The 15,084-nt window shown below is 48.4% G+C and carries 15 protein-coding genes and 1 pseudogene; 5 read left to right on the plus strand and 11 right to left on the minus strand.

All coding sequences use genetic code 11. From position 1 onward, the window contains the following. The 3 genes from MK185_01360 to MK185_01370 form a co-directional block, all read right to left on the minus strand. Window positions 1-864, minus strand: a complete 864-nt coding sequence (locus tag MK185_01360; protein ID MCH2039269.1) for a pyridoxal-phosphate dependent enzyme — start codon at window positions 862-864, stop codon at window positions 1-3. Between the two features lie 18 nt (window positions 865-882). After that, a complete protein-coding gene (locus MK185_01365) occupies window positions 883-2,082 on the minus strand; it encodes a hypothetical protein (GenBank protein MCH2039270.1) in 1,200 nt (399 codons plus the stop codon). Between the two features lie 117 nt (window positions 2,083-2,199). Continuing rightward, window positions 2,200-2,976 (minus strand): hypothetical protein, encoded by a 777-nt coding sequence (locus MK185_01370; GenBank protein MCH2039271.1) that lies wholly within the window; start codon window positions 2,974-2,976, stop codon window positions 2,200-2,202. Between the two features lie 188 nt (window positions 2,977-3,164). Here MK185_01370 and topA point away from each other — a divergent pair, with 188 nt between their 5' ends. Both topA and MK185_01380 read left to right on the plus strand, forming a co-directional pair. Then, window positions 3,165-5,849, plus strand: coding sequence for a type I DNA topoisomerase (gene topA, locus MK185_01375; GenBank protein MCH2039272.1), 2,685 nt, complete (start codon window positions 3,165-3,167; stop codon window positions 5,847-5,849). 211 nt (window positions 5,850-6,060) lie between these two features. After that, window positions 6,061-6,258: pseudogene (locus MK185_01380) on the plus strand (helix-hairpin-helix domain-containing protein). 64 nt (window positions 6,259-6,322) lie between these two features. Here MK185_01380 and MK185_01385 read toward each other — a convergent pair. From MK185_01385 to MK185_01405, 5 genes are all read right to left on the minus strand, one after another. Further along, window positions 6,323-7,033 (minus strand): hypothetical protein, encoded by a 711-nt coding sequence (locus tag MK185_01385; GenBank protein ID MCH2039273.1) that lies wholly within the window; start codon window positions 7,031-7,033, stop codon window positions 6,323-6,325. A 10-nt stretch (window positions 7,034-7,043) separates the two neighbouring features. Further along, window positions 7,044-7,295: a glutaredoxin family protein gene (locus tag MK185_01390; GenBank protein ID MCH2039274.1), complete on the minus strand. Its 252-nt coding sequence runs from the start codon at window positions 7,293-7,295 to the stop codon at window positions 7,044-7,046. A 74-nt stretch (window positions 7,296-7,369) separates the two neighbouring features. Then, on the minus strand, window positions 7,370-8,422 hold the full coding sequence (locus MK185_01395) for a DUF5610 domain-containing protein (GenBank protein MCH2039275.1): 1,053 nt from the start codon (window positions 8,420-8,422) through the stop codon (window positions 7,370-7,372). A 112-nt stretch (window positions 8,423-8,534) separates the two neighbouring features. After that, window positions 8,535-8,819, minus strand: a complete 285-nt coding sequence (locus MK185_01400) for a hypothetical protein (GenBank protein ID MCH2039276.1) — start codon at window positions 8,817-8,819, stop codon at window positions 8,535-8,537. Between the two features lie 122 nt (window positions 8,820-8,941). Beyond that, window positions 8,942-10,039, minus strand: a complete 1,098-nt coding sequence (locus tag MK185_01405) for an AraC family transcriptional regulator (protein MCH2039277.1) — start codon at window positions 10,037-10,039, stop codon at window positions 8,942-8,944. Between the two features lie 99 nt (window positions 10,040-10,138). On the opposite strand from MK185_01405, the gene MK185_01410 reads away from it, so the two are divergent. Then, window positions 10,139-11,011: an acyl dehydratase gene (locus MK185_01410; protein MCH2039278.1), complete on the plus strand. Its 873-nt coding sequence runs from the start codon at window positions 10,139-10,141 to the stop codon at window positions 11,009-11,011. A gap of 116 nt (window positions 11,012-11,127) precedes the next feature. Here MK185_01410 and MK185_01415 read toward each other — a convergent pair whose 3' ends face one another. After that, window positions 11,128-11,532 (minus strand): hypothetical protein, encoded by a 405-nt coding sequence (locus MK185_01415; protein ID MCH2039279.1) that lies wholly within the window; start codon window positions 11,530-11,532, stop codon window positions 11,128-11,130. 209 nt (window positions 11,533-11,741) lie between these two features. Here MK185_01415 and MK185_01420 point away from each other — a divergent pair, with 209 nt between their 5' ends. Both MK185_01420 and MK185_01425 read left to right on the plus strand, forming a co-directional pair. After that, entirely contained in the window at window positions 11,742-12,497 is a 756-nt protein-coding gene (locus MK185_01420) for an outer membrane beta-barrel protein (protein ID MCH2039280.1), read from the plus strand. 376 nt (window positions 12,498-12,873) lie between these two features. Beyond that, window positions 12,874-13,917 carry an AraC family transcriptional regulator gene (locus MK185_01425; protein ID MCH2039281.1) on the plus strand — a complete coding sequence of 348 codons (1,044 nt, stop codon included), beginning with the start codon at window positions 12,874-12,876 and terminating at the stop codon, window positions 13,915-13,917. 16 nt (window positions 13,918-13,933) lie between these two features. Here MK185_01425 and MK185_01430 read toward each other — a convergent pair whose 3' ends face one another. Both MK185_01430 and rrtA read right to left on the minus strand, forming a co-directional pair. Next, a complete protein-coding gene (locus tag MK185_01430) occupies window positions 13,934-14,479 on the minus strand; it encodes an NUDIX hydrolase (protein ID MCH2039282.1) in 546 nt (181 codons plus the stop codon). After that, window positions 14,466-15,074, minus strand: coding sequence for a rhombosortase (gene rrtA, locus MK185_01435; protein MCH2039283.1), 609 nt, complete (start codon window positions 15,072-15,074; stop codon window positions 14,466-14,468). The genes MK185_01430 and rrtA overlap by 14 nt, the downstream gene beginning before the upstream one ends. Between the last annotated feature and the right edge of the window lie 10 nt (window positions 15,075-15,084).

A 15,084-nucleotide genomic window follows, 5' to 3' on the forward strand; every position in this document is an offset into this window, starting at 1 on the left:
TCAAAGAAAGTAACCTCGTCGCCCCTGCAGACCACCAGAGTGAATCAACAGCACTCGCTGATCAATGAGCGCCTGCCGCTCGCGCTCCTTCAGATAAGCGTAAACCAACTTAGCGGTGTATACCGGGTCAAGCGGCAGGCCTGATACATCGAATTCCCGAATCATCTCATGCAACTGCTTATTAGTGCGGGCAAAACCTCCAAAATGATAATCATCAAGTAATTTCCAGTTATTCCCGGTCATCATCTGCTGCCACGCTGCTTGTCGTTCACCATGATCCGCCACCACATTAACACCGACAACCCGACAGGTTGATTGTTGCTGCTGCAACGCGTTGGCGAGACCTAGCGCAGTCGTGCCGGTACCAACGGCAAGCCACACCTGATCAAACTCCTGGCAATAGGGAGCCAATAATTGACATCCTTTCAGCCCCTCGGGGCCAGCGCCGCCCTCCTCAATCACATATGCCTGAAATTCATCGGCCAACTGCTGCCGATAATCAGCCTGATAACGCTGGGCGTAGCGCTTTTTATCGGCAAATACCAACTGCATACCGTATGACTGACAATCCTGTAACGTTTCCGTGAGAGGAAGATGCTTATAACCACGAACAATGCCTATGGTTTCAAGACTAAGGCGTTTCCCAACGGCAGCAAGGGCATGAAGGTGATTCGAAAAAGGGCCGCCAAAGCTGACGATACGAGTTACATTTAGCGCTTGGGCACGTTCGATGTGACCAAGCAGCTTATACGCTTTATTGCCCGAAATGACCGGATCAAGGCGATCCAGGCGCAGGACCCTTGCCTGATTACAACCCGGTAAGGGCTCTACAGGCAGTTTTTTTTGCAATAGCTGGCGTAACACAACACTTCCGCGAGACAGTTAGCCAACAAGATTAGCTCTTTTATGAAGTTTACAAAAGGCACTGAGACGGTATTCGAAATCGCGCGGTTGCTCGACTCTGGGAATTTCTGCCTGACACTGCTGACATCGTGGGTCGTCGTAATGATCCAGCCAGTTGCGATATTCCTCTTCACCAACAAAGCACTTTTGCGCCGCATAGGCAATTGGGTTGTCCGCATACAACTTCATGTTATCGGGTGTGATCGTGAGATGCCCGGCGCCGGGATGAAATGCAACCAACACTGCATCAAGGCCTCCGATACGACTGACGAAGCGATCAATACTTTGCTCTTCAAGGTTTTCGACCTGCTGCTGCAAACGCAGCATCTGGTCATTATCTGCTCCGCTCTCCGCTGCCGGTGCTGAACAGGCGTCAACACCAGTGTCAGTTGTCGAATTGTGTAAAGCCAGCTCCAACTCAGATTTCAACTGCTCGATCTGTTGCTCCAGATCCGCGACTTGCTGACAATGAAGCTGCCGTAATTGCTCCACATCGTCATGATGACCATGCGCCATCGAAGCCTGAGTCTGGCGGTTGAGCTTTTCGTTCATTCCGCGCTGGCGCTCGATCTCGTGCTGCAATTGCGCCAACTGATTGCGGTAGGCTTCCACTTCATTACGCAATGTTCGCTTGAGTTCTTCAACTTCTGGATCAGTGTGCTTTTGCGCCAGTAATGAACTCGCTGACGTACCACTGACACGTTCCACCGCGGATACAGGATCAACCGTTTTCTCAGCCGATTGGGCGGTTGTTGCACCGGCCGCCAGGCGATTATCCCGCAATGCTTTACGGATCGCCATGAAGTCAGACGTCACAGGTTCCCAGAGTGAATCAGCATGCCAGGAGATAGAGCACTGCGTCTGACAAGCGAGCTTAATCCGACCCGCACCCATATTCGGGCCACGACCAGCGCTGTCAGCAAGGCGTCGCAACGGCATGTACCAATCACTTACCGGCACTCCCACTTCACTGCTGTCGCGTTGCAACGGAATTTCAAACAGTACGATAGCTTCTGCACAACGGTGATTCCCGATCTGGACATAAGCAGCCAATAGTTTATCACTGGCAATACTGGCTAGGGATGACTGACGACGCACACGCTGTTCAAAATCTGCGAGCCAATAACTGGCGACTACGTCATGCTGATGCAGGATAAATACAGCTTCCTGAAGACTCATCAATGGTATCTCGAATGTAATAACTTATTATTTTGGACCGCACACTAATCAAAATGTGCACCGGGCTAAAGGTTTTTCCGATGATCGGTAGGTGTTTGTGACTCAGTTCACATGTGCTCAGAACTTTTGCTTTTCTCCTGCGGATGGGTCAGCGGGAATACCAAACTCGTTCTGCCCCTTGGTTTCCTCTTGAGATAAAGCCTTGCTAAGGTTGTCTTCCGGTTCTTCACCACCGTTATAAAGCGAGCTGGTTCGGTTGGCAATTCCACGGATTTTGTCATTTTTCTCCGGGTATTGAATATCAAACTCAATCAGCAGTTTCTTCGCTGCTTTATAATAATTTCCAGCCGTAACCACATCCCCTCTTTTGGCCGCTACATCGCCTTGGGCGGTATAGGTGTCCACTTCACAATCGAGCAAAGTCATGCGCAAGTAACGACGGTATTCCATCATTGCAGTCTCAGAGATAATGCGTTGCTTCATCATCGGGCTGAGGGTTTTCATTATTCGCGAAAACTGTTGCTTGGCATAGCGAATCTCACGATCACTCTTCAAAACCTTGCGAACCGTCTTGGTGGCCTCAATTTTTTCCTGATACGGCGCTTTGTCAAAGGCTAAATCCTCGGTATGTCGCTCTTTCTTAGTCAGTGCATCCTGATAACGCTGGTACAGATAGTCCACCCGGTCGAGAACAACCAGCTGAATTTCTTTGAAGTTGTCGACCAGCATAAGGAACTCCAGCGCCTCCAGAAGATCTTCGGCCGCTGTTTTTATCGCCCTTGCCTGTGAGCGCTGTTTAAATTCCAATTGCTGCCGACGACCCGCGAAAACCAGGCCAATTAACACCAATGCAATCGGTAGCGCGATCGCAACAACTAGGCCAATCGCAGACATAAGTTGTCATCCCCCCCCAATTCTGTGCTATTCCTGAAAAAGATGAATACATCTGAGTTTAGCAACAATTGACCAGTACGCCGGGCGAGTTTTGTCAAAATGAAGCTTGACCGCACCCCCGGTATTGCCATTAAAGTGTCGCCTCTTAGCGACTGGCTGGTTCAACTACAAGGGTAAAACGAAGGATTATGGGCAAATCGCTGGTAATTGTGGAGTCGCCTGCCAAGGCCAAAACCATTAATAAATATTTGGGCAAAGACTACGTTGTGAAGTCCAGCGTTGGACACGTTCGCGACTTGCCTACCTCTGGCTCAGGCAAAAAGTCTGACCCGAAAGAGCGCGCTCGCCAAGCTGCGCTGACCCGTAAAATGTCGCCAGAAGAAAAAGTGGCGCACAAAAAACGAAAAGCCAAAGAACAGCTGATCAGCCGCATGGGGGTAAACCCGGAAGACGGCTGGAAAGCGAACTACCAGGTGTTACCCGGCAAAGAAAAAGTTGTCGATGAATTAAAACGCCTGGCCAAAGATGCCGATCATATCTATCTCGCAACCGATTTGGACCGCGAAGGGGAAGCCATTGCCTGGCACCTGCGGGAAATCATCGGAGAGAAAAACAAAGACTACCGTCGTGTCGTGTTTAACGAGATCACCAAAAAGGCGATTCAGGCGGCATTTGAACAGCCGTCAGAGCTGAATATGAATCGCGTTAACGCCCAACAGGCTCGGCGCTTTCTCGACCGTGTTGTTGGCTTCATGGTTTCGCCTCTGCTCTGGAGTAAAGTTGCCCGTGGCTTGTCTGCAGGTCGTGTGCAATCCGTTGCGGTACGGTTAATCGTTGAGCGTGAGCGTGAAATACGTGCCTTTATCCCGGTGGAATATTGGGAGGCATTTGCCCAACTAACCACCGCTGACGGCACTGAACTACGCACCCAGGTAGTAAAGTACAAGGGCGAAGAATTCCGTCCGGGCAATGAAGCCGACACGATGTCGGCGGTAGAGACACTGCGTGCCAGTGAGTTCCTGGTTAAAAGCCGTGAAGACAAACCAACCAGCTCTAAACCCGCGGCACCTTTTATCACCTCGACCCTGCAACAAGCCGCCAGCACACGCCTGAGCTTCAGCGTTAAAAAAACCATGATGCTGGCGCAGCGACTCTATGAGGCTGGCTATATCACCTATATGCGAACCGACTCCACCAACCTGAGTCAGGACGCAATAGACAGCGTACGAAACTACATCAGCGATAAACTGGGCGAGAGCTATTTGCCCGAAAAACCGCGAATTTACAGCAGCAAAGAAGGCGCTCAAGAAGCACACGAAGCGATTCGCCCTTCCGATGTAAAATTGCGTGCGGCTGATCTGAAAAGCATGGAGCCGGATGCTGAACGTCTTTACGATCTGATCTGGCGCCGCTTTGTCGCTTGTCAGACAAACGATGCCAAGTTTACCAGTACGACCATTACCGTCGCTGCCGCCGATTACGATCTCAAGACCCGCGGTCGTGTGATTCGCTTTGATGGCCACCTGAAAGTACTGCCGCCTGTCAGCAAAGGTGACGATGACCTGTTATTGCCTGACGTAGAGCAAGGTGAAAAACTGAACTTGCTGGAGCTGCTGCCGAAGCAGCACTTCACCAAACCTGCTCCGCGTTTCTCTGAAGCTGCGCTCGTTAAAGAACTGGAAAAACGCGGTATTGGCCGCCCCTCTACCTATGCCTCTATTATTTCCACGATTCAGGATCGTGGTTATGTAAGCCTGCAGGGACGTCGCTTTTACGCCGAAAAAATGGGTGACATTGTTACCAGTCGCCTGGTTGAAAGCTTCGATGAACTGATGGATTTTGGCTTTACCGCCAGCATGGAAGAAAAGTTGGATGATATCGCTGACGGTGCCATCAACTGGACTCAGGTTCTTGATAATTTTTACACCGATTTCCACGGTCAACTGGATACAGCAGAAAGCGAAGATGGCATGCGCCTCAATGCGCCGGTCGATACCGATATCGAATGCCCGAAGTGTTCTCGTAATATGCAAATCCGCACTGGCACAACTGGCGTATTTCTGGGCTGCTCAGGGTATAGCCTGCCTCCCAAAGAACGCTGCACCCAGACACTGAACTTAATTCCAGGTGATGAGGCCATCACAGCGGACGAGGACGAAGAGGCGGAAAGCCGTCGATTAATGGATAAGCGTCGCTGTACCATCTGTGATGCCGCCATGGACAGTTACCTGCTTGATGAAACTCGTAAGGTTCATATCTGTGGCAACAACCCGGATTGCTCAGGCTTCGAGGTTGAACAAGGGCAATTTAAGATCAAAGGCTACGATGGTCCAACCCTTGAGTGTGATCGCTGTGGCAGTGAAATGCAGCTTAAATCTGGCCGCTTTGGTAAGTATTTTGGCTGTACCAACGAGGAATGTAAAAATACCCGCAAGCTGCTGAAAAACGGTGAGGCTGCGCCTCCCAAAATGGATCCGATTGCCATGCCGGAACTGGCTTGTCAGAAAGTTGAGGATACTTATGTATTGCGGGATGGCGCAGCCGGACTATTCCTGGCTGCCAGCCAGTTCCCTAAGAACCGTGAAACCCGTGCTCCATTAGTCGCAGAATTAATACCGCACCAAGCGGAGTTACCGGAAAAGTATCATTACCTGCTCGACGCTCCACGTGCTGACAGTGATGGCAACCAGGCAACCATTCGATACAGCCGTAAGACCAAAGAGCAATACGTTATGACCGAGGATGAAAAAGGCAAAGCCAGTGGCTGGGCAGCGCACTTTGTTGACAGCGCCTGGGTAATAACAGAGAAGAAAAAAGCGGCCAAGAAACCTGTAGCTAAAAAAACAACGGCGAAGAAAAGCGCAAAGTCCTGATCAAGTATCTGACTGGCTCATAAAATAATCCGAGAAAAGTCTCAGTTAATTGATGCTTTTCCCGGATTTTTTTATATCTCAAGATTGTTATTTTCTGAGTTCTACTCATGGAATAAGGAAAATAATGATGAAATGGCTACCAAAAGCGCTGATCGTTTTGTGCATTTCTGCTGCAACTTTTATGGCACTGGCTAACGAAAAAGCAACGCCGGTGAACATCAATACTGCTTCTGCTGAACAACTGACTGAACTGAAAGGAATCGGACTGAACAAAGCAAAAGCCATTGTGCAATACCGTAAGGATAAAGGCCCGTTCAGCTCTGTAAATGAGCTGATATTGGTCAAAGGCATCGGCGAAAGCACACTAAAAAATAATGACGGTATGCTCGTCACCACAACGGAACAATGATTGGAGTATTAATAAAGGGTCATAAACACGATGGTGTTTATGACCCGACAATCAAAGTGACCGATCACTCCGTAATCAGGCAGTTCCCCCACTCACAACGAGCAAGAATATAGCTGCCATCCGGGCAGCGACCATCATAAACTTCATGAGGCCAGTCATTCTTCAGCAGCTGAACCCGAGCACCCGGACAGCCATGTCGTTTCGCTAACTTTTCCACCACATAGAATGAACGACCGTAAACCTTTTTGGTTCGTTTTTCGATTGATGCGCGTTTCATTGCTAAATCCTTACCCTGACTTTGCGCACGACGCTGAAGTTTCACCAGGCCCTGATAGAGCTCTTCATTACCGCGCAAATCCATTTCGCCCTCGTTATAGCGCTCAAGCACTCGCAGGCATAAATCTTCTTTGTCGGAAGCGCCGGTCATCAACTCGTTAACTTCCTGCTCAGCGGTCTCAACAACCTGCCAGGTCAGTGCCATAGCCATTCTCGCACCAGTTTCAGCACGGTCATCAGTGACTTTAATAATGTCGTATGCCAGACCAAAATCCGCCCCTTCAACAAAGGCTCCGTTACGTTTCCACCAGTTTCTCTGAGTACGCAGTGCTTCTTGCTTGGTTTCACTACTCACATCGTAACAGGCGTCAACCCAGCTGCGCAGACTGGTATCTGTCTGCAGGGCGTAATAAACAGCCTCGCCTGTCGGCGAAAGCGGGTTAGAAGAACAACCGACTAACCCGAGGCTGAGCAGAAACATTGAAATAATAAAACGCATGGGAATCCCCTTAAGATATTGTGTCCTTTTGATTTAACCAAACAAACAACTCTTCGTAATTAAATGGCCAGTCTAATTCACGGCCGGATTGTTCGTCCTTGAGAACGGGGATACGAGTACCAAAACTGGCAACCAGCTGTTCAGATTCTGCAATATCCTCAACATATACTTCCAGCGGGATATCAGCAGCGACCTCAACAATGACCTGTTGTGCTAATTCGCAAAGATGGCAGGCTTCAGTGCCATACAAAACATACGCCATGAAAGTCCTCCGTTATCAACGCCGTTATTATAGCGTTGATAACGAGTCACACTGAACAGAATATAACGAGGATATTAACTTTCGTTACCTGACAGCAACCCGGATAACTTTCCAGCAGCTTCCAGACCCTGCTGGAACTGATTCCAGATGGGTAAACGCTCCTCTTCAGGCAGCAGGCTATTCATCAGGTCTTGCAGAGTTTTTTCAGGTTTTGCCAGTGCATCAGCCTGCTCTATCGCGCGAGTGTAAGCGTCAATGTAGGAAGCGAGTGGTGCCTTCAAAGCTTCAAGCTGCTCCGTTGGCAACTGTGGCTGAACCTGAGAGTAGGCTCTGGTACTGGTCATCACTGTTTGCTGCGTCAGATTCAGACTTAGCGATGCAAGTTCGTTACCATCAAATCCCAAAGACATAGCCTGCTCCAATGCACTGCCGAGATCGCCCGAAAAGAAACGTTCACTCAGGTCCTGCACTGAATTAAACAGATTGCTCAGGGCTTTCTGTTCTGCCTCATCGAGGTTACCTTCGACTTCAAAGGTCCAGGCAGAACGATTACTGGAACTCACCTGAAGAAAGTCCGGGGCAGACTCTGAGCGCCGTTGCTCTGACTGGGAAAACGATACGGTTACGCTATCACCGTCACGTGTCATAACATCCAATGTCAACGAATTTGCCACTTTAAGAGAAGAAGTCGAAGTGATCTCATTCAGTTGACGCGTGTCAGTATAGTTTTGCTCGCCACGCTCGATTTGATTAATTCCCTCCTCAACCAATTTTCGCCCTGCTGCGATTTCCTGCCTGAGCTCGTCGGTCATCAAACCACGGGCTTCAATAATCTCCTCTGCCTCCGCATAACCGCGAGCAACGCCTTCACGAGCAGCTGCAATCCTGTCTGCGACCCGCTCTGTGCTGGCACCCGAGGCGCGTAAACTATCGACCCCCCGACCAATAAAATCGAGCATATTATCAGCGGTACGCTGGGGGGATTGCCTTGCAGTTTTTAACAACTCCTGAGCAACTGGTTCAGTCACTGTTTTATTCGTTGCATAGGCTTGGTTAGAAACGGCGTCGCCGGCCCTGCCTTGCGGTTGCAGAAAGCCGAATTGACTGGGATTGACGGTAATAGACATAAGAGGCCACCAAACAAACAGAGCTATACCAGACGTTATCGGCAGCCCTGGCTGGTCATTTAGTGAAAATGAAAACTTTACACTTCAGCGTACCAGCCTGCTGAGGGACTGGCTAATAACAAATAGCCCCTTGCTGAAAGTCCTCAGAAAATTCGATGTTCCAGCTTATCTGGTGCTTATCGAGTTCCAACATGACTTCCTCTACCGATGAAGACAACAGTTGCATCATTTTCATCGCTTTAAATGCCGCACGACAAGCTGCTTCATCCAAACCCATGGTTTCCTCAAGCGACATAACTCCCTGCTCCACCAGAGCAACACGCCAGCTGTTAGTATCACCATGACTTAGCAGGTGATCGACGAGAGGTTTTATCAGGGAGTGTTTTTCCGTAGCCATATGCCACCTCTTTATTCGACTTAACGATTATTCAGTTGAATACTAAAGATGGCCCGGCATTAGCCAGAAATCCAGTGCAAAAAATGAACAGTCCTATGACTTTAACTCACAAATGCCAAAGTTCATCCCTGTTTGCGCTGGTTTCTATACTCGACAGGTGTTTGGTTGGTCCAGCGCTTGAACGCGCGATAGAAGGTACTGGGCTCAGAAAACCCTGTCAGGTAAACAATTTCATCAATGCTCTCGTCAGTCCCTGATAGCAGTCGTTTTGCCAGATTACAGCGGTAGTCCGCTAGTAGTTGATTGAAGTTGGTTCCGGCTTCCGTCAATCGAGTCCGCAAGGTTCTCGGTTTAATATCCAGACGCGCAGCCACATCATCCAGATTTACCTGGCCGGTCTCCAACACTTCACCAAAAACTTTGTAGACCTTTGATACAACATCTTGACGCTCGAGTTTTGCCACGTGCTCACTCGCCAGCTTTTCGTGCAATTGCAGCAGCTCAGGCTCGGCATGGGACGAAGGCAGGTCAAGAATTTTCACATCAAAGTAGATACGGACTTCGGATTCAGAAAATCTCACAGGACACTGATAGATTCTCTCATGTTCTCTGCTGTTTTCAGGGGCTGCGTGCGAGAAATGAATACAGGATGGCTTAAACGCGCCGTCGGTTACATATTGGAAAAACTGAATTAAACCCAGTGCCATGCATTCCGATAAGTGCCTCAACGCGTGGACTTTCTGGCTACTGCTATCAACGCAGATATAAGCCTGTCCGTTGTTCATACCAATACTCGCTTGTGATGCATCACTGAGCAATCGTTGGTAATTTAAGACACGATTTAAGCCTTCACCAAAAGTCGGACTGGACAAAAACAGATATTGCAGAACCTGACCTTTAAACAGCGGCATTTTTTCGCCGAGATGCAGCCCGATATTTTGGTCACCGCTGATCTCTTCCAACACATTCCAGAATAATACCTGTGCATCATGAGGCGTCCGCAGATGTCGGTCTTCGAGCAACTCTGGTGTAATACCCAGACGCGCACATACAGCCTCAACGTCCAGACCCAGCTTAACCATTGCCTGGTAAGCCAGTTGAATCATAATGCCTGAGTCGCGCAGTTCTGCCATTCCGCCGGACATAAGTGCTTGAATTTCCTCATGAGTGTTGCTGAATTCTGCCAGATATAACGCTTCCTGCAAGTCCTTATTGGCCAATCTGACGGCGAGCCTGCACTAACTTGCCAATGGGGGGACTTCTGGCACCGCCTAAACTCGTGTGTTTACAAAGCGTTCTCCCCGTTTAAGGTTTTCAACATGACTCAAGCGACACGTCTGCAATTCAACGAAACGCCCGGTACTCTTGGGCAATATGCCCGCGCATTATTGGCAAAAGGTAGTAAACAAAAAAATCCCGAACTACCACAGCTAGAAGCGATTCAGACCGGCGTTAAAGCCGATAAAAACAAAGTGGCGACCTATGCCGATGTTTGCGGCTTTAACAGAGATAGCTCCGTTCTGCCGCTGACTTATCCTCACATCCTAGCCTTCCCGTTACATATGGAATTGATGCTGCACAAGTCATTCCCTCTGGCACTGATGGGTCTGGTTCATATCCGTAACAGCATTACTCAGTTCCGCAGTATTCGTGTCGAAGAAAAACTCGATGTACGGTGCTTCATCGCTGGCAGTGAACGAACTGACAAGGGACTGGAGTTCGATATCAAGGCAGAAGTTTCAGTCGCTGGCGAATTGGTATGGGAATCGCTGAGCACCAACCTGGCGCGCATTGGTGGAAGCGTCAAAAAAGCCAAAGAAAATAAAGCACGCCCGGCACTACCAGTCCATGCAATGGCAGAGCGATGGACGCTAGCCAGTGATCTGGGGCGCCGCTATGCACGAGTTTCTGGTGATTCTAACCCGATACACCTGTACGCCATGTCCGCAAAACTGTTTGGCTTCAAAAGCCACATAGCCCACGGAATGTGGAGTAAGGCTCGTACGGCAGCTGCTTTACAGAAAAAGCTCGGGGCTGAGGCGTGTACGATTGTGACTGAGTTCAAATTGCCGGTGCATTTGCCGACAACTGTTGAGATGGATTACACCCAGGAAGCAGGTGACATCTCATTTGATCTACGAGATATAAAAGGGCAAAAAGTGCACATGAAAGGCTCAATAAGTGCACTGTAATTTCAAACGAGGGTCTGCTGCATTGCAGCAGATTCCCCTTCAGCACATCATCCGGCATACGCCATAGCGCTTCGTAAACACACTGCTTTAGCCTTCGGACCTTTTAACAGCCCCGCTTACATGACTTCTTCACCTTGCGGCCTTCCCGACAACCACTCACAAGCCTCACTCTGATTATCAAACAACTCAACAGGGTAGTCTGGGGCATGATAGCTGACAAAAACTGAAACAAAGTGTTTGAGCATGAAAGACTGCCCTACAATGGCCAGTGCGGTTGTCAGAAACTGAGTATCAGGGCGGGAGGCAAACAACTGAACTTCAAAGTCGATGGTCAGCAGATCTTTCGCCAGCAACAGCAGCGGTAGTTTCTCTTTACTGGCAAGACGGCGACGTTCCCGATAAACAAACTGCACCAGCTCCAGGCTCAAATGGCGAGTGCCGCGCAGATCTGCGTATACAATTTTGTCTTCCCCCAGCCAAACATCGGGCTTGGGGGGAAGGTCAACACCGCGAACTGTCATATTTCTTTCAGTTATAAGAATAAAGTTTTAGAAACAATATCAGAATTTTCGTTAAAGAACAGTGACAAAGTAAACTCTGGTGTATTGAATCAAGCACTTCAAAGGTTAATGCCGACAAAGCTCACAGAACTCAGGCATATATTGCGCTTGTCACAACATTTACACTCATCATCAAAACCCCACTTTAACTTAACTGCGGCGCTGGTATTATGTCCGACAGAACCGCTCTGACGGACAAAAAACAACAAAAACGGACTCACCTCACTATGCGCTTTTCGTTGAGCTTCGCTCCCGCAATGTTTTCTTTTCTGGCTGTGATCATGCCTGCATCCGCACACGCAGAGGGTGGATTTGTCAGTATGCAGGCTGGAATCACCGATTCTCAGGACATGGGTAAGTTCGGCACGGCCTACAAAATCCACTTTGGTCCGAATATCCTCGATAACCTCGCGCTTGAGTTTGGCCTGTTGGATATGGGAGAGGCGAGTTACAACGACCCTACCCCCATTTATGATGATGTCAGTGACACCAACGCACCGCGTTTCAGAAACAGTGGCCATGGAGAGGTGACACGGACTGACGGCAGTGCCGACGAGCCATCCAAAGCGACCTTTACCGGAATATCTTCCGCTCACCCACGCGGCTTTTTGATAGCGTTTCGTTATAGCTTCGACCTTTCAGACACCTTGAGGTTTTTCGTAAAAACCGGAGCCAACATCTGGCAAGCTGATTTTGAGGAGATCGAATTAATAGCAAACCAGAACAAGGATCCCGTCCAGCGCCGCGTTGTGAGTTCGAACAAGAAAGCGTCGGCTGTCGATCAAATCTCTGGTGGTGGTTTGTTATGGCAACCGGTTAAAAACCTGGCATTACGTGCCGAATTAGAGACCACTGCCCTCGATAGTAAGGATTTCAACAGAGTTCGTTTCCAAATGATTACTCTCGGCGCCCAATACGAGTTTTGATCGATCAAAGGGGGGCGACGCTCTCAATGCCGATGGTTGAGTATTTCTCTTTTCTGGCTCTAAAAAAATTGAAAATCATTCGCAGCCATCGCCCTTACCGTGCCGCTTATCCGTTTCTGCAGGCTAAGGTCGCAAGCCAATTGACAGATAACTTACAAAAGCCAGATACTCTGAATTGTCGTATCCCAATGAATGAGACCCGCTTCACAGCGGCGGGTATAAGCGTGTCACATCGTTGTTACGAAAAGTAACAACGAACAATTTTTGTCACATGGTTTTACGATAAAACCTGCCATTTTAGCAATATGACCAATGGCATAACGATTGCTAAAGGTTATAGTCTAACAATAAGAATGAATCGCGTGGGCACTCAATAATGGAACAAGGCTATCTTTCGACTGCACTGATCAGACCACTCCTGGAATCTGCAGGTTCTGATTTCTTCAATGAGATCCAGTCACACCCAGATTCCGTCCAACGAATCCTGAAGCAACTGAAAGACCCTGACAGCCGAGTCAGTGCCAGTGACGCCGATCAACTGGTCAGCGAATTAATTGGCAGTACGCATGACGAATCCCTCTGCGTACAACCTGCTCACAAATTTAATGCACATAGCAGCTGCCAGTTACAGCATCTATTTTTATGCTGCAACACCTTGCGAGAAGCTTTGTATTACCTGGAAAAATTCTCCTCCCTATTGGGCGACCAACTTGAAGTCCAGGTAACGCGAACTCGCGACAACATCATTAAGGTTAAATTGCCGGTCAATGAAAACTTTATCGTCGCTGCAGAAAGACGACGCAGTGAAATGGTCATCAGTGCACTGCTAAGTTGGCTTCGTCAGTTATGTGGGCCGGAACTGCAAATTACGTCGATTCAGTTGCCATTTCCGGCAACTCAATACAGCAGTCAATACCAACGCGCCTGGAAAACCGAGACTGAATTTAATTGCGACGAGTGCAACATTCAATTCCACAGTAAATGGCTGGATGAAGGTTTACACAATACCAATCCGCACATTCTGAAAATGATGAAACGCGAGGTTGAAGAACAATATAGAAAACTCGCACGCTCAGGATCACTCGCGGAACGAATTCGTAAAGCTCTGACCCAGAATAAAGTTCGCCTTAATGCTAACCAGCAAGAAGTAGCTGACTACTTTCATATCAGTGCTCGCACTCTGAATCGTCATTTGCATAAAGAAGAAACATCACTCAAACAAATTGTCACGGATGTAAGAATCGAAACCGCAAAACGTTTACTCGTTACCAGCGACGACAGTATTGAACAAATAGCCCTGCATATTGGACTTTCAGGGCGCCGAACTCTGGATCGTATTTTTATAAAGGAAATCAACCAAAGTCCCGCGCAATACCGACAAAGCCAGCGTTCTACCCCTTTGGTTGCAGTGGCGGGTTAGATTCTAACAATGCGTGTCAGGCCATTCCCTCAAGCCTGACTCGCATTAATGCTGCAACACTGATTGCATCTGTAATTTCGCCATTCAAAACCATCGTTAGAGCATCTTCAAAAGCTATCCGGCGAATACTGATCACCTCTGTTTCTTCAAACTCAGTTTCTCCCTGAGACAAACCACGAGCAACGAAAACTTCCGCTTCTTCGTTAGTAATCGAATTACTCAGATGCAAATTGAATAAGCTGACAACATCCGTTGCGATTAATCCGGTTTCCTCTTTTAACTCGCGAACCGCGCAATCCTTACCAGATTCTCCATAAGGTGCACCACCCATTGGAATTTCCCAGTGATATTGCCGCAAGGGATAACGATATTGGCCCACAAGCCAGGTGTCGCCATTTTCTGCGATAGGAACAATACCAATTGCCCGGTTTTTAAAGCTGACGGTTCCATAAATTCCAGGATTTCCAGCTGGGTTTAATACATCATGGTGCTCGACTTCGATCCAGGGGTTTTGATAAACCGTTTCCTTGCTGATCAGTTGCCATGGATTATCCGTGCTCATATTCCCTCCATCGTTTTAGACCGAAATACGCTGTTAAAAATAACACACCTGAAACGGTACCCAGCAAATGTGAGTTAGTTTCCACTCGCCCACCAATATAACCGTACATCGCCATATCATCGTACCAGGGTAACTGTTCCCAGATGACTTTAGCGATAATAACGGTAGCGAATAACCACGCCATGCGATGACTGTAATATTTGGAAATAAAGGGAGCGACTAATAACAAGCCGTGCAAAACACCGGACATCCCAACGTATTGCTGAAGGTAATCGGCATAGATATAAAGGCCTGTCCCGACCCACATGCAACACCAGAGAAGCAATAAAACACCGGTAGCATTATTCAGATATCGCCCTGCAATATAGGCAAACAGCACCATCCCCAGAGAGTTTCCAAGTAAATGATTGACCGATAAATGAACCCAGTTGGCAGAGAAAACGCGCCACCATTCACCAACATCAATCTGAGATCGGTTGAACTGCAACCATTGGGAAGAATGAGGTTGTCCAAGCGCCAACGCCAACATAATTAAGATGACGATCAGATAAAGCGAATAACTTTGCCAGAATAATCGAACCGTAGAAACCAACACAGGAGACGTC

It is taken from the genome of Saccharospirillaceae bacterium (genome assembly GCA_022448365.1).
GTDB lineage: Bacteria > Pseudomonadota > Gammaproteobacteria > Pseudomonadales > Oceanobacteraceae > Bacterioplanoides.

Excerpts from the sequence above, each read along its gene's own strand:
- MK185_01415 (MCH2039279.1), bottom strand. The coding sequence starts at position 11,532 with ATGACAGTTCGCGGTGTTGACCTTCCCCCCAAGCCCGATGTTTGGCTG.
- topA (MCH2039272.1), top strand. The coding sequence starts at position 3,165 with ATGGGCAAATCGCTGGTAATTGTGGAGTCGCCTGCCAAGGCCAAAACC.
- MK185_01425 (MCH2039281.1), top strand. The coding sequence starts at position 12,874 with ATGGAACAAGGCTATCTTTCGACTGCACTGATCAGACCACTCCTGGAA.
- MK185_01370 (MCH2039271.1), bottom strand. The coding sequence starts at position 2,976 with ATGTCTGCGATTGGCCTAGTTGTTGCGATCGCGCTACCGATTGCATTG.
- MK185_01420 (MCH2039280.1), top strand. The coding sequence starts at position 11,742 with ATGTCCGACAGAACCGCTCTGACGGACAAAAAACAACAAAAACGGACT.
- MK185_01385 (MCH2039273.1), bottom strand. The coding sequence starts at position 7,033 with ATGCGTTTTATTATTTCAATGTTTCTGCTCAGCCTCGGGTTAGTCGGT.
- MK185_01410 (MCH2039278.1), top strand. The coding sequence starts at position 10,139 with ATGACTCAAGCGACACGTCTGCAATTCAACGAAACGCCCGGTACTCTT.
- MK185_01430 (MCH2039282.1), bottom strand. The coding sequence starts at position 14,479 with ATGAGCACGGATAATCCATGGCAACTGATCAGCAAGGAAACGGTTTAT.
- MK185_01395 (MCH2039275.1), bottom strand. The coding sequence starts at position 8,422 with ATGTCTATTACCGTCAATCCCAGTCAATTCGGCTTTCTGCAACCGCAA.
- MK185_01390 (MCH2039274.1), bottom strand. The coding sequence starts at position 7,295 with ATGGCGTATGTTTTGTATGGCACTGAAGCCTGCCATCTTTGCGAATTA.
- MK185_01365 (MCH2039270.1), bottom strand. The coding sequence starts at position 2,082 with ATGAGTCTTCAGGAAGCTGTATTTATCCTGCATCAGCATGACGTAGTC.
- MK185_01400 (MCH2039276.1), bottom strand. The coding sequence starts at position 8,819 with ATGGCTACGGAAAAACACTCCCTGATAAAACCTCTCGTCGATCACCTG.